This window comes from Ideonella azotifigens, from assembly GCF_021043325.1.
Taxonomy (GTDB): Bacteria; Pseudomonadota; Gammaproteobacteria; order Burkholderiales; family Burkholderiaceae_C; genus Ideonella; species Ideonella azotifigens.
Genome location: NZ_JAJNKD010000013.1, coordinates 185,145 through 199,089 on the forward strand (window position 1 = coordinate 185,145; position 13,945 = coordinate 199,089).

11 protein-coding genes are annotated in these 13,945 nt (G+C 66.2%); 2 read left to right on the forward strand and 9 right to left on the reverse strand.

What is annotated here, in order from left to right:
- Window positions 1-7 precede the first annotated feature (7 nt).
- Window positions 8-1,486, reverse strand: coding sequence for a nitrogenase iron-molybdenum cofactor biosynthesis protein NifN (nifN, locus tag LRH25_RS23640; protein WP_141289924.1), 1,479 nt, complete (start codon window positions 1,484-1,486; stop codon window positions 8-10).
- 205 nt (window positions 1,487-1,691) lie between these two features.
- On the opposite strand from nifN, the gene LRH25_RS23645 reads away from it, so the two are divergent.
- On the forward strand, window positions 1,692-2,978 hold the full coding sequence (locus LRH25_RS23645; protein ID WP_231012462.1) for a M16 family metallopeptidase: 1,287 nt from the start codon (window positions 1,692-1,694) through the stop codon (window positions 2,976-2,978).
- Window positions 2,979-3,002: 24 nt separating this feature from the next.
- Here the strand turns inward: LRH25_RS23645 and nifE are convergent, their stop codons facing one another.
- From nifE to cyoA, 8 genes are all read right to left on the reverse strand, one after another.
- Entirely contained in the window at window positions 3,003-4,451 is a 1,449-nt protein-coding gene (gene nifE / locus LRH25_RS23650) for a nitrogenase iron-molybdenum cofactor biosynthesis protein NifE (protein WP_141289893.1), read from the reverse strand.
- A 190-nt stretch (window positions 4,452-4,641) separates the two neighbouring features.
- A complete protein-coding gene (locus LRH25_RS23655) occupies window positions 4,642-5,178 on the reverse strand; it encodes a response regulator transcription factor (RefSeq protein WP_141289892.1) in 537 nt (178 codons plus the stop codon).
- Window positions 5,168-6,529 carry an ATP-binding protein gene (locus LRH25_RS23660; protein ID WP_141289891.1) on the reverse strand — a complete coding sequence of 454 codons (1,362 nt, stop codon included), beginning with the start codon at window positions 6,527-6,529 and terminating at the stop codon, window positions 5,168-5,170. Before LRH25_RS23660 ends, LRH25_RS23655 begins: the two co-directional genes overlap by 11 nt.
- Window positions 6,492-7,319, reverse strand: coding sequence for an SURF1 family protein (locus LRH25_RS23665; protein ID WP_231012464.1), 828 nt, complete (start codon window positions 7,317-7,319; stop codon window positions 6,492-6,494). The genes LRH25_RS23660 and LRH25_RS23665 overlap by 38 nt, the downstream gene beginning before the upstream one ends.
- Before the next feature lie 99 nt (window positions 7,320-7,418).
- Window positions 7,419-7,841, reverse strand: coding sequence for a cytochrome o ubiquinol oxidase subunit IV (gene cyoD, locus LRH25_RS23670; RefSeq protein ID WP_141288681.1), 423 nt, complete (start codon window positions 7,839-7,841; stop codon window positions 7,419-7,421).
- Window positions 7,838-8,464: a cytochrome o ubiquinol oxidase subunit III gene (cyoC, locus tag LRH25_RS23675; protein ID WP_141288683.1), complete on the reverse strand. Its 627-nt coding sequence runs from the start codon at window positions 8,462-8,464 to the stop codon at window positions 7,838-7,840. The genes cyoD and cyoC overlap by 4 nt, the downstream gene beginning before the upstream one ends.
- A gap of 33 nt (window positions 8,465-8,497) precedes the next feature.
- Complete coding sequence (gene cyoB / locus LRH25_RS23680) at window positions 8,498-10,501, reverse strand: cytochrome o ubiquinol oxidase subunit I (RefSeq protein WP_141288685.1); 2,004 nt, start codon at window positions 10,499-10,501, stop codon at window positions 8,498-8,500.
- A 114-nt stretch (window positions 10,502-10,615) separates the two neighbouring features.
- Entirely contained in the window at window positions 10,616-11,656 is a 1,041-nt protein-coding gene (gene cyoA, locus LRH25_RS23685) for a ubiquinol oxidase subunit II (protein WP_141288687.1), read from the reverse strand.
- Window positions 11,657-11,920: 264 nt separating this feature from the next.
- Between cyoA and LRH25_RS23690 the strand changes: the two genes are divergently transcribed.
- Entirely contained in the window at window positions 11,921-13,201 is a 1,281-nt protein-coding gene (locus tag LRH25_RS23690) for an MFS transporter (protein WP_170200937.1), read from the forward strand.
- The last annotated feature ends 744 nt before the right edge of the window (window positions 13,202-13,945 follow it).

Here is a 13,945-nt window from a genome sequence, read left to right on the forward strand (position 1 = left end):
GGACGACTCAGACCGAGGCTTCGGCCACCGAGCTGCCGCGCGGGGGGTGGGAGATGCGGGGGATCTCGGTGCTGAGGTGCTGCACGGCCGGGTCAGGCAAGGTGCTGAAGACGGGCATGGGCTGCGGCTGGCCCTGGGCGGCGGCCAGCGCGGCGGCGGGCAGCGGCCAGTCGGCCGGGCCGTGGTGGGGGATCTGTTCCATCAGCAGGTTGCCCACTTCGTAGACGAACTGGCGCGTGCCGCGGTAGCCGACGTAACAGCGATGCGCATTGCCGATGCGGTCGAAGATGGGCAGGCCCAAGCGGAACAGGGGCTTGGCCAGGCGCTCGGCCGCCTGCCTGCCGTGGGAATGGGTCATCAGCAGGTCGCAGCCGGCCGCCTGCGCAGCCTGCTCGAAGTCCTCCAGGTCGCCGATGACGACCTCGGCCGACGGCATGCGGGCCAGCAGCGGCGAGGCGGTGGTGGTGACGCAGACCGCCAGCTCGGCGCCCATCTCGGCGAGCATGCTGCCGGCGGCGAACAGCAGGTCCGGCTCAGCGCCCAATGCGACCTTCACGTTGCCGAAGTGGAAGTGGCCGTCCAGCATCGCGTCCACCAGTTGGCTGCGCTGGCGGCGGATGCGCTCGGGCACGGGCTGGCCGGAGAGGCGGGCGAGTTGCTGCACCAGCGCGTCGGTGGCGGTGAGGCCAGTGAGGCGCTCGAACAGCGTGAAGGGCACGCCGCAGCGGGCCTGCAGGGCCTCGGCGGCCGGCCGCATCTGCTCGCCAATGGCGAGGGTGTGGGCCGCCGTGCCCAGCGTGCGCAATGCAGGAAGTGGCGTGCCGCCCAGCGTGGTGCCCAGCCAGTCTTCGGGGATGTGGCCGTCCAGCGAGCCGGACAGGTCCGGCACGAAGACGGGCTGCAGGCCGAAGGCTTCGATCAGTTCGCGCAGCTCGTCGATGTCGCCCGGCGTGAGGTGGCAGCCGGGCAGCACGTTGATGCGCTGCGGGTCTCGCGGTGCAGCCTCTTCCTGCGGCACCTGCTGGACCAGCGCCGTGACCGCCTTGGCCCAGCCGTCCTGGAAGGCGCCGCTGTAGTCGGGCGTGGAGACGTAGACGATCTCGGTGTCGGCCAGCTCGGGGTGCTTCTTGCGGGCCAGCGCGATGTAGCCCAGCACGTCATCGCCCTTGGTCTCGGTGAGGCCGGTGGAGCAGATGGCGATGAGCGCGGGGCGGGTGCGGCTGCGGATGTTGAGCAGCGCCTTCTCGAGGTTGTCGTAGCCACCCATGATGGTGGTGGCTTCGTTCATCGCCGTGGTCTGCAGCGGAATGGCCTCCTTGAAGTGGCGCACGAGCAGCACCAGGCCGAAGGAGGTGCAGCCCTGCGATCCATGCATCACCGGCATGCAGCTGGCCAGGCCCATGAAGGCGAAGCTGGCGCCCAGCGGCTGGCTCATCTTCAGCGGGTTGACCGCGCAGGCTTTCTTGCTCTCGCTGACATGGGCCATGGGTGCTCCTGAACCGACTCAGGGGCTGCATTTGCAGGTTTGATGCCAGCGAATATTCCCTTATGAATCAGCCACTTGCGGAAATCATCAAGAGCCGCTGGCAGTCCACTCCAGCATGGCTTTTGAAGGGTTTGAGACAAACCGACGCTGGCTCGGCGACACTGCGCCCCTTGTTCACCTCTGGTCCGCCCTGAGCCCCTTGCCCGTGTCACTGCCTGCCCTGCCCGCCCCCCATCTGGCCACCTTGCCCAACGGGCTGCGCGTGGTCGCGCTGCCCATGCCGTGGCGCTCCACCGTGTCGCTGAGCGTGTACATCCGCACCGGCAGCCTGCATGAGAGCCAGCGCCTGGCCGGCATCAGCCACGTGGTGGAACACATGGCCTTCAAGGGCACGGCCACGCGAGACTGCCAGCGCATCAACCTGGACGCCGAGCGCCTGGGCGCCGAGGTCAATGCGCACACCGACAAGGACCACACCGCCTTCCACATCGAAGGCCTGGCCGAGGACCTGCTGAGCTTCGTGCCGCTGCTGGCCGACATCGTGCTGAACCCCAGCTTCCCGGCGGACGAGCTGGAGCGCGAGCGCCAGGTCATCCTGCACGAGCTGGCGGAGGTGGAGGAAGACCCGGCCGCCGTGGCCTTCCAGGCTTTCGACCGCGCCTGCTACGGCCGGCGCCATGCGGCGGGCCGGCCGGTGATCGGCCTGCGCGCGAACATCGAGCGCTTCAGCCGCGAGGACCTGCTGGGCTATGTGCAGGCGCAATATGGCGCCTGCAACGTGGTGGTGGCCGCGGCCGGGCCGGTCGAACCCGATGCCTTCCTGCGCGCCGTGGAAGCGGCCTTTGGCGGCATGCCGCGCGGCGAACCGAACCTGGCCACGGCGCCGGACTGGGTGGGTGGCATCCAGCAATGCCGGCTGGCCGGCAGCTCGCAGTGCCAGGTGGTGCTGGGCTTCGAAACCCCCAAGCTGACGGACAAGCGCCACGTGGCCCATGTGCTGGCCGCTGCGCTGCTGGGCGAAGGCATGAGCTCGCCCTTGCTCGACGAAATTCGCGAGCGGCGCGGGCTGGCGTACTACGCGGCCTGCACGGCCGATGTGCTGCCGATGACCGGGCAGTTCGTGATCGAGGCCGCCACCGCTTCCAGGCAGGCGGCCGAGCTGTTCACCGAGGTGGCGCGCCTGCTGCGCCGGCAGGCAGACGAGGGGCCGAACAAGGTGGGCCTGGCGCGTGCGCGCCGGCAGATGCAGGTGCGCTTCCTGCGCGGGCTGGAGCAGCCGAGCCGGCGGCTGGAAGCGGCGGCGCAGGAGCTGTTCACCTTCGGCGAACTGCGGGACGCCAATGAAGGGTTGGAGCGCCTGCTGGCCGTCCGCCCGAAACAGGTACAGGAAGTCTTCGAGAAGATGCTGGCCCGACCGGCGGCGGTGGGCCTGGGCGGCAGCGTGCCCACCCGCCTGGCCGACCAGGCGCGGGAACTGTGGACCTTCGCGTGACCCCCAGCGCGGGCCTCGGCTGATTCAGGCAGCCGCTTCGGCGGCAAGCTGTGCGGCGTCCTGCTCGACCAGCAGCGGATCCACCGTTTCCCAGGGCGCGGGCGTGCGCACCTGGGCCCACATCGGGTTGAACAAGGCCTTGTCGATCTCGGCAATCATCGTGACCATGCCTTCGTAGCCGGCAAAGGCGTGGTGGCGCTCCTGGTTGATGTCCATCCAGGGCATGCGGGCCTTGAGGGCCACGAACTGGCTGCGGCCACCGCTGAGCATGATGTCCGCTTTCGCCTCGCGCAGCATGGCGTACATCTGGCGCGGGGTCATGTCGTCGATCATGTGGGCATCGGCCTCTTCGCCCATGATCTGCTTGATCTTTTCCTTGTCTTCCCTGGTGCTCTTCTTGATGCTGGTGCCCACCACTTCGAGGCCAGCTTCCTGCAGCGCGGCAACCACGCTCCAGCTCTTCACGCCGCCGGTGATCAGCAGCACCTTCTTGCCGGCCAGGCGCTGCTTGTAGGCGCGGATGCGCTCCCAGGCCCTCGCCTCTTCCACCGCAATCAGGGCCTCGGTGCGGTCCTGCAGCTCCGCCGGCGCGCCGCGCTCCACCAGCAGCCGGGCGATCTCGCGCAGCGTCTCGCTCATGTCGCCAATGCCGTAGAACGAGCCCTCGAAAAACGGGATGTCCCAGCGCTGCTGCATGCGCGTGGCGATGTTGATCATGGACTTGGAGCAGACCATCATGTTGGCCCGTGCTCGGTGGGCCGAGGCCACCTCGGCGTAGCGCCCATCGCCCGAGATGCAGCTGAGGATGCGCACGCCCAGGGCGTCCAGCAGCGGCTTGACCTGCCAGAGCTCACCCGAGAGGTTGTACTCGCCGATGATGTTGATGTCGTAAGGCGTCGTGTGCGTGGGCTCGACGGTGCCGATCACGTAATCCAGCAGGGCCTCGGCGCCCAGCTTGTTGCCCAGGTTCTTGGGGCCGGCAAAGCCGGGTGCGTTGACGGGGATGACCGGCTTGCCGAACTTCTCGGCGGCGCGCTTGCACACGGCTTCGATGTCGTCGCCAATCAGGCCGGTGACGCAGGTCTGGTAGACGAAGATGGCGGCCGGGTCGTACTTCTCGCAGATCTCGCGGATGGACTTGAACAGGCGCTTCTCGGCGCCGTAGATCACGTCAAGCTCGTTGATGTCGGTGGTGAAGCCGGTGCGGTAGAGCTGCGAGCCGGAGGACGCGCTGTGGCGGTTGTCCCAGGAGTTGCCTTCGCAGGCGATGGGGCCGTGCACCAGGTGGGCCACGTCGACGATGGGCTGCAGCGCAATCTTGGCACCGTCGAAGGCGCAGCCGCCGGCCGCAGCGCCAGGCGTGAGCTGCTTGGTGCAGCCCTTCTTGCGTTCCTTCTCGCTCTTGCCCTGGTTCTTGTCGCAGCCGGGTTCATCGAAGACCTGGGCAATCTTGGCTTGGAGCGATGCGGACATGACGGGCCTCCCGGCTGAGCGACGAACAAACAAGGCGGTTCGTGCCTGCCATTGCAGCTTCGGTGCCAGGCGTGCCGGGCCGCGCCAAGGTCTTGCAAAATCAAGGGCTTGCAGCGCCGGCATGGCCGGCATCCGCCGGTGCGAGGCCTGCCGTGATTGGCGGCTTTGCGACAAAGGCCGCAACAGTGCCTCACTTGACCCGCTGTTTCTCCAGCTTGCGCGCCAGCGTGCGGCGGTGCATGCCCAGGCGGCGCGCGGTTTCGGAGATGTTGAAATTGGTCGCGGCCAGCGTGTCGTGGATGTGTTCCCACTCCAGCGTCTTGATGGACGTGGTGCGCTCGGTCAGCTCCACTTCGGTGTTGCCTTCGCTGCGGTCGAAGGCGGCAATGATGTCGTCGGTGTTGGCCGGCTTGGCCAGGTAGTGGCGCGCGCCCAGCTTGATGGCTTCGACCGCGGTGGCGATGCTGGCATAGCCGGTGAGGACCACCACCACCATCTCCGGGTTGTGCGCCAGCAGCACCTGCACGCAGGCCAGGCCTGAAGAGCCGTTGGCGAGCTTGAGGTCGACGACGGCGTATTCGGGGCTGTGCAGCGGCAGCAAGGCCTGCACGCCGTCCAGGCTGGCGGCGCGGCGCACCTCGTAGCCGCGGCGCTCGAAGGAGCGGGCCAGCGTGCGCGCAAACGCGTCGTCGTCCTCGACGATCAGCAGTTGCGGTTCAGTGTCCATGGCGGCTTCTTTCGGATTTCTGCAACGTGAGGCTGGCCAGCGGCAGCGTCACGCTGACCTCGGCACCACCCTCGGCCGGGTTGCGGGCCATGATGCGCCCGCCCAGCAAACGGGCCACGTTGACCGACAGGAACAGGCCCAGGCCACGACCAGGCTTGTTCTTGGTGGATTGGTAGGGCTGGCCGAAGTGGGCCAGCATGTCCTCGGCAAAGCCAGGGCCCTGGTCCTGCACGCGCAGCACCAGCATGTCGTCTTCACAGCTCGCCAGCAGGTGCAACAAGCCCTGCGGCGCGGCTTCCAGCGCGTTGTCCAGCACATTGCAGATCATCTGCTTCAGGGCGGTATCCGACACGATGGGAAGGTCGGGTGCGTCGCTGCGCTCGTAGACGAATTCGGCTGGCTGGCGCGTGAGCTGCCATTCGGTGGCCAGTTCGTCCAGGAAGGCATGCAGCGTGGTCAGCACAGGTGATTCACCGCGGGCCTCGCCGGCGGCCATCAGGATGCCGCTGACAATGGTCTTGCAGCGCTTGAGCTGGGCCTGCATTTCCTCGATTTCCTCGCGCAGCTCCGGGTCGCCGGCAAACGGCGCCATGCGCGACCAGTCGCCGACGATGACCGACAGCGTGGCCAGCGGCGTGCCCAGCTCGTGGGCCGCGCCGGTGGCCAGCAGGCCCATACGCACGATGTGGCCCTCTTCGGCGGCGCGCTGGCGCAGGTCGGCCAGGCGAGCGTCGCGCTGGCGCAGGTTGCTGCCGATGCGGCCGATGAAGATCACGAGCAGCGCAGCGTTGATCAGGAAACACATCAGCAGGCCGCCGATGTAATGCATGGACAGCGGCGAGTCGTCCAGGTCCGGCAGGATCAGCAGGTGATGCCATTGGGTCAGCGCCACCAGGCACAGCGAGGTGAGGCCGACCATGGCCCAGACAAACGGCGTGCTCAGCAGCACGGCAGTGACGACCACCTGCAGCAGGTAGAGGAAGACGAAGGGGTTGGTGATGCCGCCGCTGAAGAACAGCTGGCCGGTGAGCACCAGCACGTCCACCAGCAGGCCGGCGAACAGCTCGGCCTGGCTGATCTCGCGGCTGGCGCGGGCCCGCAGGCCGCAGGCCAGGTTGAACATCGCCAGCGAGGCCAGCAGGATCAGCATTTCGCGGATCGGCAGCGCCAGGTCCAGCACCAGCTGCACGGTGCCGATGGTGGCGAGCTGGCCTGCCACGGCGACCCAGCGCAGCTGGATCAGCTGCAGCAGGTTCTTGCGGCCGGCCAGGCGTTCGGGCGCACGGCCGATTTCGGCAGTGGGCCGCGTAGGCTCAGCCTCGGCGATGGTCAGCGGGGTCAGGAGCGGCATGGGCGGTGGTGGCGGCAGGAAGTTGCCGCTGCCAGGCCCGGCGGGACAGCCAGATCAGCGCTGCGGCCAGCATGGCCGCCAGGGTGAACCAGGTGACGGCGTAAACCAGGTGATTGTTGCTGAAGTTCAGCACCGTCAGGCCTGCGCGCGGCCAGGTCTCGGGTGTGCCGTCGGTGCCTGCAGCTCCGGGCGGCAAGGCCTGGTCGACGAAATACGGGGCAACCAGACCGTTCAGGCCACGCGCGGCGGCAATGGCCTGCACGTCACGCGAATACCAGCGCCCTGCCGCCGGCTCGTTGGCCTGCAGCAGGCTGCCCTTGGGTTCGGTGAGCCGCAGCAGGCCGGTCAGCACCTGCGGGCCTTGCGGCTCGGTGGCCAGCCGGCTTTCGCGGCTGCGGAACTCGGGCGGCACGTAGCCGCGGTTGACCAGCAGCCAGAAGCCCTGGCGGGTGCGCAGCGGGGTCAGCACCCAGTAGCCGGTGCCGTATTCGGTGCTGGCACGCACCAGGGTTTCGCGGCTGTGGTCGAACTCGCCCTGCAACTGCAGGCGACGATATTCGTCGGCGTTGCGGTTCAGCGCCGGCCAGTCGGCCTGGACCGGTGCAGCCACCGGCGGGGCGACCTGCTGGCGCGTCACGCGGGCGATCAGGTCCTGCTTCCAGGCCAGGCGCTTGACCTGCCAGGTGCCCAGCGCGAGCAGCCCGGCCAGCACCAGCCCGCCGGCCAGCAGGGCCACGAACAGCGCCAGCCGCCCGCGCGGCGTGTGCGCGGCGTCAGCGCCCTGCGTCATGTGCCTGGCGTGCGCTCGCACGAGGAAACGCCGGGCCGCCCCAGGTTTCCTCATCCCCCTCGGGGGGCCTGACGCCCAGCGACAGGTCTGGGGGCACCGTTACGGCGCGGTGCGCATGTCGTGCATCGGCATCATGTTGGTGTTCAGGTGGTACATCACCCAGATCGAACCCGACAACATGATGAAGACGACGCCAGCGGTGAAGATCAGCGCCAGCATGGACCAGCCGCCTTCGACCTTGGCATTCATGTGCAGGAAGTACACCATGTGCACGACGATCTGCACCGCGGCAAAGCCGAGGATCACGGCCGCGGTGGCCCCGGAGGACGGCAGCACCTTGGCCATCACCAGCCAGAACGGAATGGCGGTGAGCACGACCGACAGCAGGAAGCCGACCAGGTAGCCCTTGAAGCTGGCGTGGTAGGCGATGTCGCCGTGGTGGTCGTCATGGTCATGGTGACCCTGACCGCGCTTTTGCAGGTGGGAGTTCGTCTCGACGACGTGGGTGCGGTGGTCGCTCATGGCAGCGTGCCCATCAGGTAGACAAAGGTGAAGACGCCGATCCACACGACGTCCAGGAAGTGCCAGAACATCGACAAGCAGACCAGGCGGCGCTTGTTCTCGAGGATCAGGCCACCCCGGTTGACCTGCACCATCAGCGTCACCAGCCAGATGATGCCGAAGGTGACGTGCAGGCCGTGGGTGCCGACCAGCGTGAAGAACGAGGACAGGAAGGCGCTGCGCTGCGGGCCGGCACCTTCATGGATCAGATGGGCAAATTCATACAGCTCCAAGCTGAGGAAGGCCAGACCGAACAGGCCGGTGATGCCCAGCCACAGCAGCACGCCGTTCTTGCGGCCAGCCTGCATCTGCAGCATCGCGAAGCCGTAGGTGATGGACGAGAACAGCAGCATCGCGGTGTTGGCCGCGACGAGCGGCAGGTCGAACAGGTCGGCGCCCGACGGGCCGGCCGCATAGCTGCGACCGAGCACGGCGTAGCAGCCGAACAGCACCGCGAAGATGAGGCAGTCGCTCATCAGGTACAGCCAGAAGCCCAGCAGCGTGCCCTGCTCGGGGTGGTGGTGGCCGTCGTCGTAGAAGACCGGCGCTTCGGCGCCGGCGGCTAGCGTGGGGGAAGAACTCATGTTGGACTTCTCAGGTGATCGGTCGGCTTCAGGTCAAGCCAGCGCGGCCAGGGCCTTGGTGCGGGCGTCTTCGGTGCGGGTGACCTCGTCAGCCGGGATGTGGAAGTCGCGCTTGTAGTTGAAGGTGTGCACGATGACGGCCACCAGCATCGCGACAAACGACAGGCCGGCGAGCAGCCACATGTGCCAGATCATTGCGAAACCGAAGGCCGCGCAGATCACCGAGATCACGAAGCCGGCGGCCGTGTTCTTGGGCATGTGGATGGCCTTGAAGCCGCTGGTCGGGCGTTGATGGCCGCGCTGCTTCATGTCGTGCCAGGCGTCGTTGTCGTGCACCAGCGGCGTGAAGGCGAAGTTGTAATCCGGCGGTGGCGACGAGGTCGACCATTCCAGCGTGCGGGCGTTCCAAGGGTCGCCGGTCAGGTCGCGCAGCTGTTCGCGCTTGAGGTAGCTGACCAGCAGCTGGATCAGGAACGAGCCGATGCCCAGCGCGATCAGCACCGCGCCGAAGGCAGCGATGACAAACCAGATCTGCAGCGACGGGTCGTCGAAGTGGCTCATGCGGCGGGTCACGCCCATCAGGCCCAGCACGTACAGCGGCATGAAGGCGAAGTAGAAGCCGATGACCCAGAACCAGAACGAGCACTTGCCCCAGAACGGGTCCAGCTTGAAGCCGAAGACCTTGGGGAACCAGTAGCTGATGCCGGCGAAGGCACCGAACACCACGCCGCCAATGATGACGTTGTGGAAGTGGGCGATCAGGAACAGGCTGTTGTGCAGCACGAAGTCGGCTGGGGGCACGGCCAGCAGCACGCCGGTCATGCCGCCGATCACGAAGGTGATCATGAAGGCCACGGTCCACATCATCGGCAGCTCGAAGCGGATGCGGCCACGGTACATCGTGAACAGCCAGTTGAAAATCTTCGCCCCGGTCGGGATCGAGATGATCATCGTCGTGATGCCGAAGAACGAGTTCACGCTGGCACCGGAGCCCATCGTGAAGAAGTGGTGCAGCCAGACCAGGTAGGACAGGATGGTGATGACGACGGTCGCGTAGACCATCGAGGCATAACCGAACAGGCGCTTGCTGGAGAAGGTGGAGACGACTTCAGAGAAGATGCCGAACACCGGCAGCACCAGGATGTAGACCTCCGGGTGGCCCCAGATCCAGATCAGGTTCACGTACATCATCGCGTTGCCGCCAAGATCGTTCGTGAAGAAGTTGGTGCCGACGTAGCGGTCCAGGCTGAGCAGCACCAGCACGGCGGTCAGGATCGGGAAGGCCGCGACGATCAGCACGTTGGTGCACAGCGCAGTCCAGGTGAAGACCGGCATCTTCATCATCGTCATGCCGGGCGCGCGCATCTTGATGATGGTGGCGATCAGGTTGATGCCTGACAGCGATGTGCCCACCCCCGCAATCTGCAGGGACCAGATGTAGTAATCCACCCCCACGTCAGGACTTGCCAGGATGCCCGACAGCGGCGGGTAGGCCAGCCAGCCGGTGCGGGCGAATTCGCCGACGAACAGCGAGGCCATCACCAGCGCACCGCCGCTGGCGGTCATCCAGAAGCTGAAGTTGTTCAGGAACGGGAAGGCCACGTCACGGGCGCCGATCTGCAGCGGCACCACGTAGTTCATGAAGCCGGTGACCAGCGGCATCGCCACGAAAAAGATCATGATCACGCCATGGGCGGTGAAGACCTGGTCGTAGTGGTGCGGCGGCAGGAAGCCGGCCGAGTCGCCGAAGGCCATGGCCTGCTGGGCCCGCATCATCAACGCGTCGGCGAAGCCGCGCAGCAGCATGATCAGGCCCATCACGATGTACATGATGCCGATCCTCTTGTGGTCGATGCTGGTGATCCAGTCGCGCCAGAAGGGGCCCCAGACGCGGTAGCGCGTCATCAGCGCCAGCAGCGTCAGGCCGCCCAGCGCGACCATGATGAAGGTGCCTATCAGGATGGGCTCGTGATAGGGGATCGCCTCAAGACTGAGGCGACCAAAGATGAGCGTGCTGAGGTCGTGTGGATCGGACATCATGATCTCGGAAAACTGGTGCCGCGGCGGCCGTGCGCATTGTCACGGCCGAGGCGCGCGGCGGGCAGATGGAAAAAGCGGGGTCTCTGGCCTCAGGGGCGGGCCGCGCCAGCCTCAGGGGCGGGCCAGCAGCGGCCGGCCGTCCGGATTCTCCGGCGTGCAGATGGCCGCGACATAGGTCTGGTCGGCTTCGCGCCAGGTGCGGCTGGCCAAGCCGGTGACGCTGCCCTTGCCCAAGCCGCCAGCGGCGTCGATCGCCATCATCTGGCCGGTACACATCTTGTTGGTGTCGACGCAGCGGTTCAGGATCGCGTCGTACAGCGCCTTGTCGACACTGGCGTAGCGCCGCACCGGCTCGCGCTCGCTGGGCTTTTCCAGCTCGGTGTAGACCGCGCGGTCCAGCGGCGTGCCCTGGGCCTTGTTGCTGTCGACCCACTTGGTGAAGTCGGCGTCCGACAGGCCCTGGAACTTGAAGCGCATGTGCGAGAAGCCGGCACCGCTGTAGTTGGCCGAGAAGCCGTCGTACACGCCGGCCTGGTTGATCACGGCGTGCAGCGAGGTTTCCATGCCGGGCATGGCGTAGATCTGGCCAGCCAGCGCGGGCACGTAGAACGAGTTCATCACCGTGGAGGCGGTGATCCGGAAGCGGATGGGGCGGTCCACCGGCGCGGCCAGTTCGTTGACCGTCGCAATGCCTTGCTCGGGATAGATGAACAGCCACTTCCAGTCCAGCGCCACGACCTGCACTTCCAGCGGCTTCACGTCGGCCGGCAGCGCGCGGGCGGCGTCGATGCGGTCCAGCGGGCGGTACGGGTCCAGCTTGTGTGTGCTGATCCAGGTCAGCGCGCCCAGCGCGATGATGATCAGCAGCGGTGCACCCCAGATCAGCAACTCGAGTTTGGTCGAGTGGTCCCAGTCGGGCGTGTAGATTGCCTCCTGGTTGGACTGGCGGTAGCGCCACGCGAACAACAAGGTCAATGCGATCACCGGAATGATGATGATCAACATCAGCAGCGTGGACGTGACCACCAGCTGGGCTTGCTGGGCGGCAATGTCGCCCGAGGGCTTCATCACGACCATGTTGCAGGCCGCCAGGGGCAGCGCAGCAAGCGCAGCAGCCAGGCGGGCGAGAGTTCTAGGCTTTGGGAACAACATCAGGAGAAACCAGACCAACGGGTAAACGACAGTTGTGCAGCGCGGCCGAATGTAAGCGGATTGCGCAAAACAAGCCATTGGACGTTTTGTCCAAGCCATGACCTTTCTTGCCGCAATGTCCGACTGTACTTTTTGTGGTAAGGACCCGGGGTATCCCCAGGCGTTCAGTGCAGTGATTTCAACCTATAACACCTCATGAGCAGCACACCTACCCAAACTCTGTCGCACCCAGGCCTTTCAACGCCCAGCCGCGGCCATGTGCCGATGGTGGACCACCAGAACGAGCCGAGCGTCGCCCCTGGCGACATCGCGGTCGGCGTGGTCATCGGACGCGCCTCGGAATACTTCGACTTCTTTGTCTACGGCATCGCCTCGGTGCTGGTCTTCCCGTCGCTGTTTTTCCCGTTCGTGGACCGACTGGAAGGCACCTTGCTGGCATTTGCGTTGTTCGCAGCCGCTTTTGTCGTGCGGCCCGCAGGCACGCTGATCGGCATGCAGATCCAGCGCCGCTTCGGCCGCAGCACCAAGCTGACGGTCGCGCTGTTCCTGCTGGGCACGTCCACTGCGGTGATGGCCTTGCTGCCCAGCTACGAGCAGGCGGGCACGATGGCCATCGTGCTGCTGGCGCTGTGCCGGCTTGGCCAGGGACTGGCAATGGGCGGCTCCTGGGACGGCCTGCCCTCGCTGCTGGCCATGAATGCGCCCGCAGGCAGGCGCGGCTGGTACGCGATGCTGGGCCAGCTGGGTGCACCGCTGGGCTTCCTGATCGCCTGCAGCCTGTTCGCCTACCTGTGGAACGGCCTGACGACGGTGGACTTCCTGAGCTGGGGCTGGCGCTACCCGTTCTTCGCGGCCTTCGCGATCAACGTCGTCGCGCTGTTCGCCCGGCTGCGCCTGGTGGTGACCCATGAATACGAGCAGGAACTGCAGGCACGGGAACTGGAACCCTGCAATGTGGCCGACCTGGTCGGGCTGCAAGGACCGAACCTGTTCATTGGCGCCTTTGCCCCGTTGGCCAGCTACGCGCTGTTCCACATCGTGACCATCTTCCCGCTGTCGTGGATCCTGCTGTATTCGCAGCAGAACGTCGGCAGCTTCCTGTCGCTGCAGATCGTCGGCGCACTGCTGGCAGGCGCCGCGATGCTGCTGTCGGGCCGCCTGGCCGACCGCATTGGCCGGCGCCGCACGCTGGGCCTGCTGGCCGGCCTGATCGCGGCATTCAGCCTGTTCATCCCCTTGCTGCTCAATGGCGGCAAGAGCGGACAGGACTTGTTCGTGCTGATCGGTTTTGCACTGCTGGGCCTGTCCTACGGCCAGGCCGCCGGCACCGTGACCTCGAACTTCCTGCCGCGCTTCCGCTACACCGGCGCTGCGCTGACCGCAGACCTCGCCTGGCTGATTGGCGCAGCCTTCGCGCCGCTGGTGGCACTCGGCCTGTCGGCCCGCTTCGGGCTGGTGTCGGTGACGGTCTACCTGCTGTCCGCGGCGGCCTGCACGCTGCTGGCGCTGCGCTTCAACCGCATGATGCGTGACAGCGGCGAATGAAAGCCGTGGGCATGCGCTCTTCGTGTCTGTGGGCAGCGAAACGGCCGCCCTGTCACCTGCGCTTGCAAAAGTAGGCTTCGTCCTACAACCCAGCGCCGCGCAGGGGGCTAGACTTCTCACGGGGCCGACATCCTCCCTCCCTCCCTTTCAGTCGGCCTCTTTGGCACCCTCGCGGTGCCATTTCTTTTTGTGCCGCGCGTTTTGACTTTTCAAGCGGGAACGGGCGATGCAAATCGCCTCCAATCGCCTCCCTCCGGCCCAGCAGCTTGGCTGCTGCCCATTCCACCGGTTTTCCGAAAGCGCAAAGAAAAACGCCTCAGAGCCATGAGCTCTGAGGCGTTGATCTGAACCGAAGTTCTGGTGCGGCTGGCAGGATTCGAACCCACGACCCCTTGGTTCGTAGTTCCCTACTTGTCCGCAAATAGTTGATTTATATGGGGAAAGACGCCGTCCGTTCCAACATCTCTACTCTATCGCGTACTGTCCGAGGCATGGCAGTCCCCCCAAAATCCCCCGGCCATCGCCGCCTGCGAATGCCAATTCAGCGGGGCTCCGCCCGAGTGTGGCGCTCGAGTAGTCATGTTGTGGCGGCTCATTGCAGGCCGGAGACGCTCTGCATGCGTCCCAATGCGTCATAGGTTCGGGTGACCGTGCGCACCAGGGTGCGGGTGGCCGGGTCGGTGCCCTTGTAGTAGCTCTCGCTCGTCCGGTTGCCGGCGTTGTCGAGTTCGTAGTGCTCGCTGT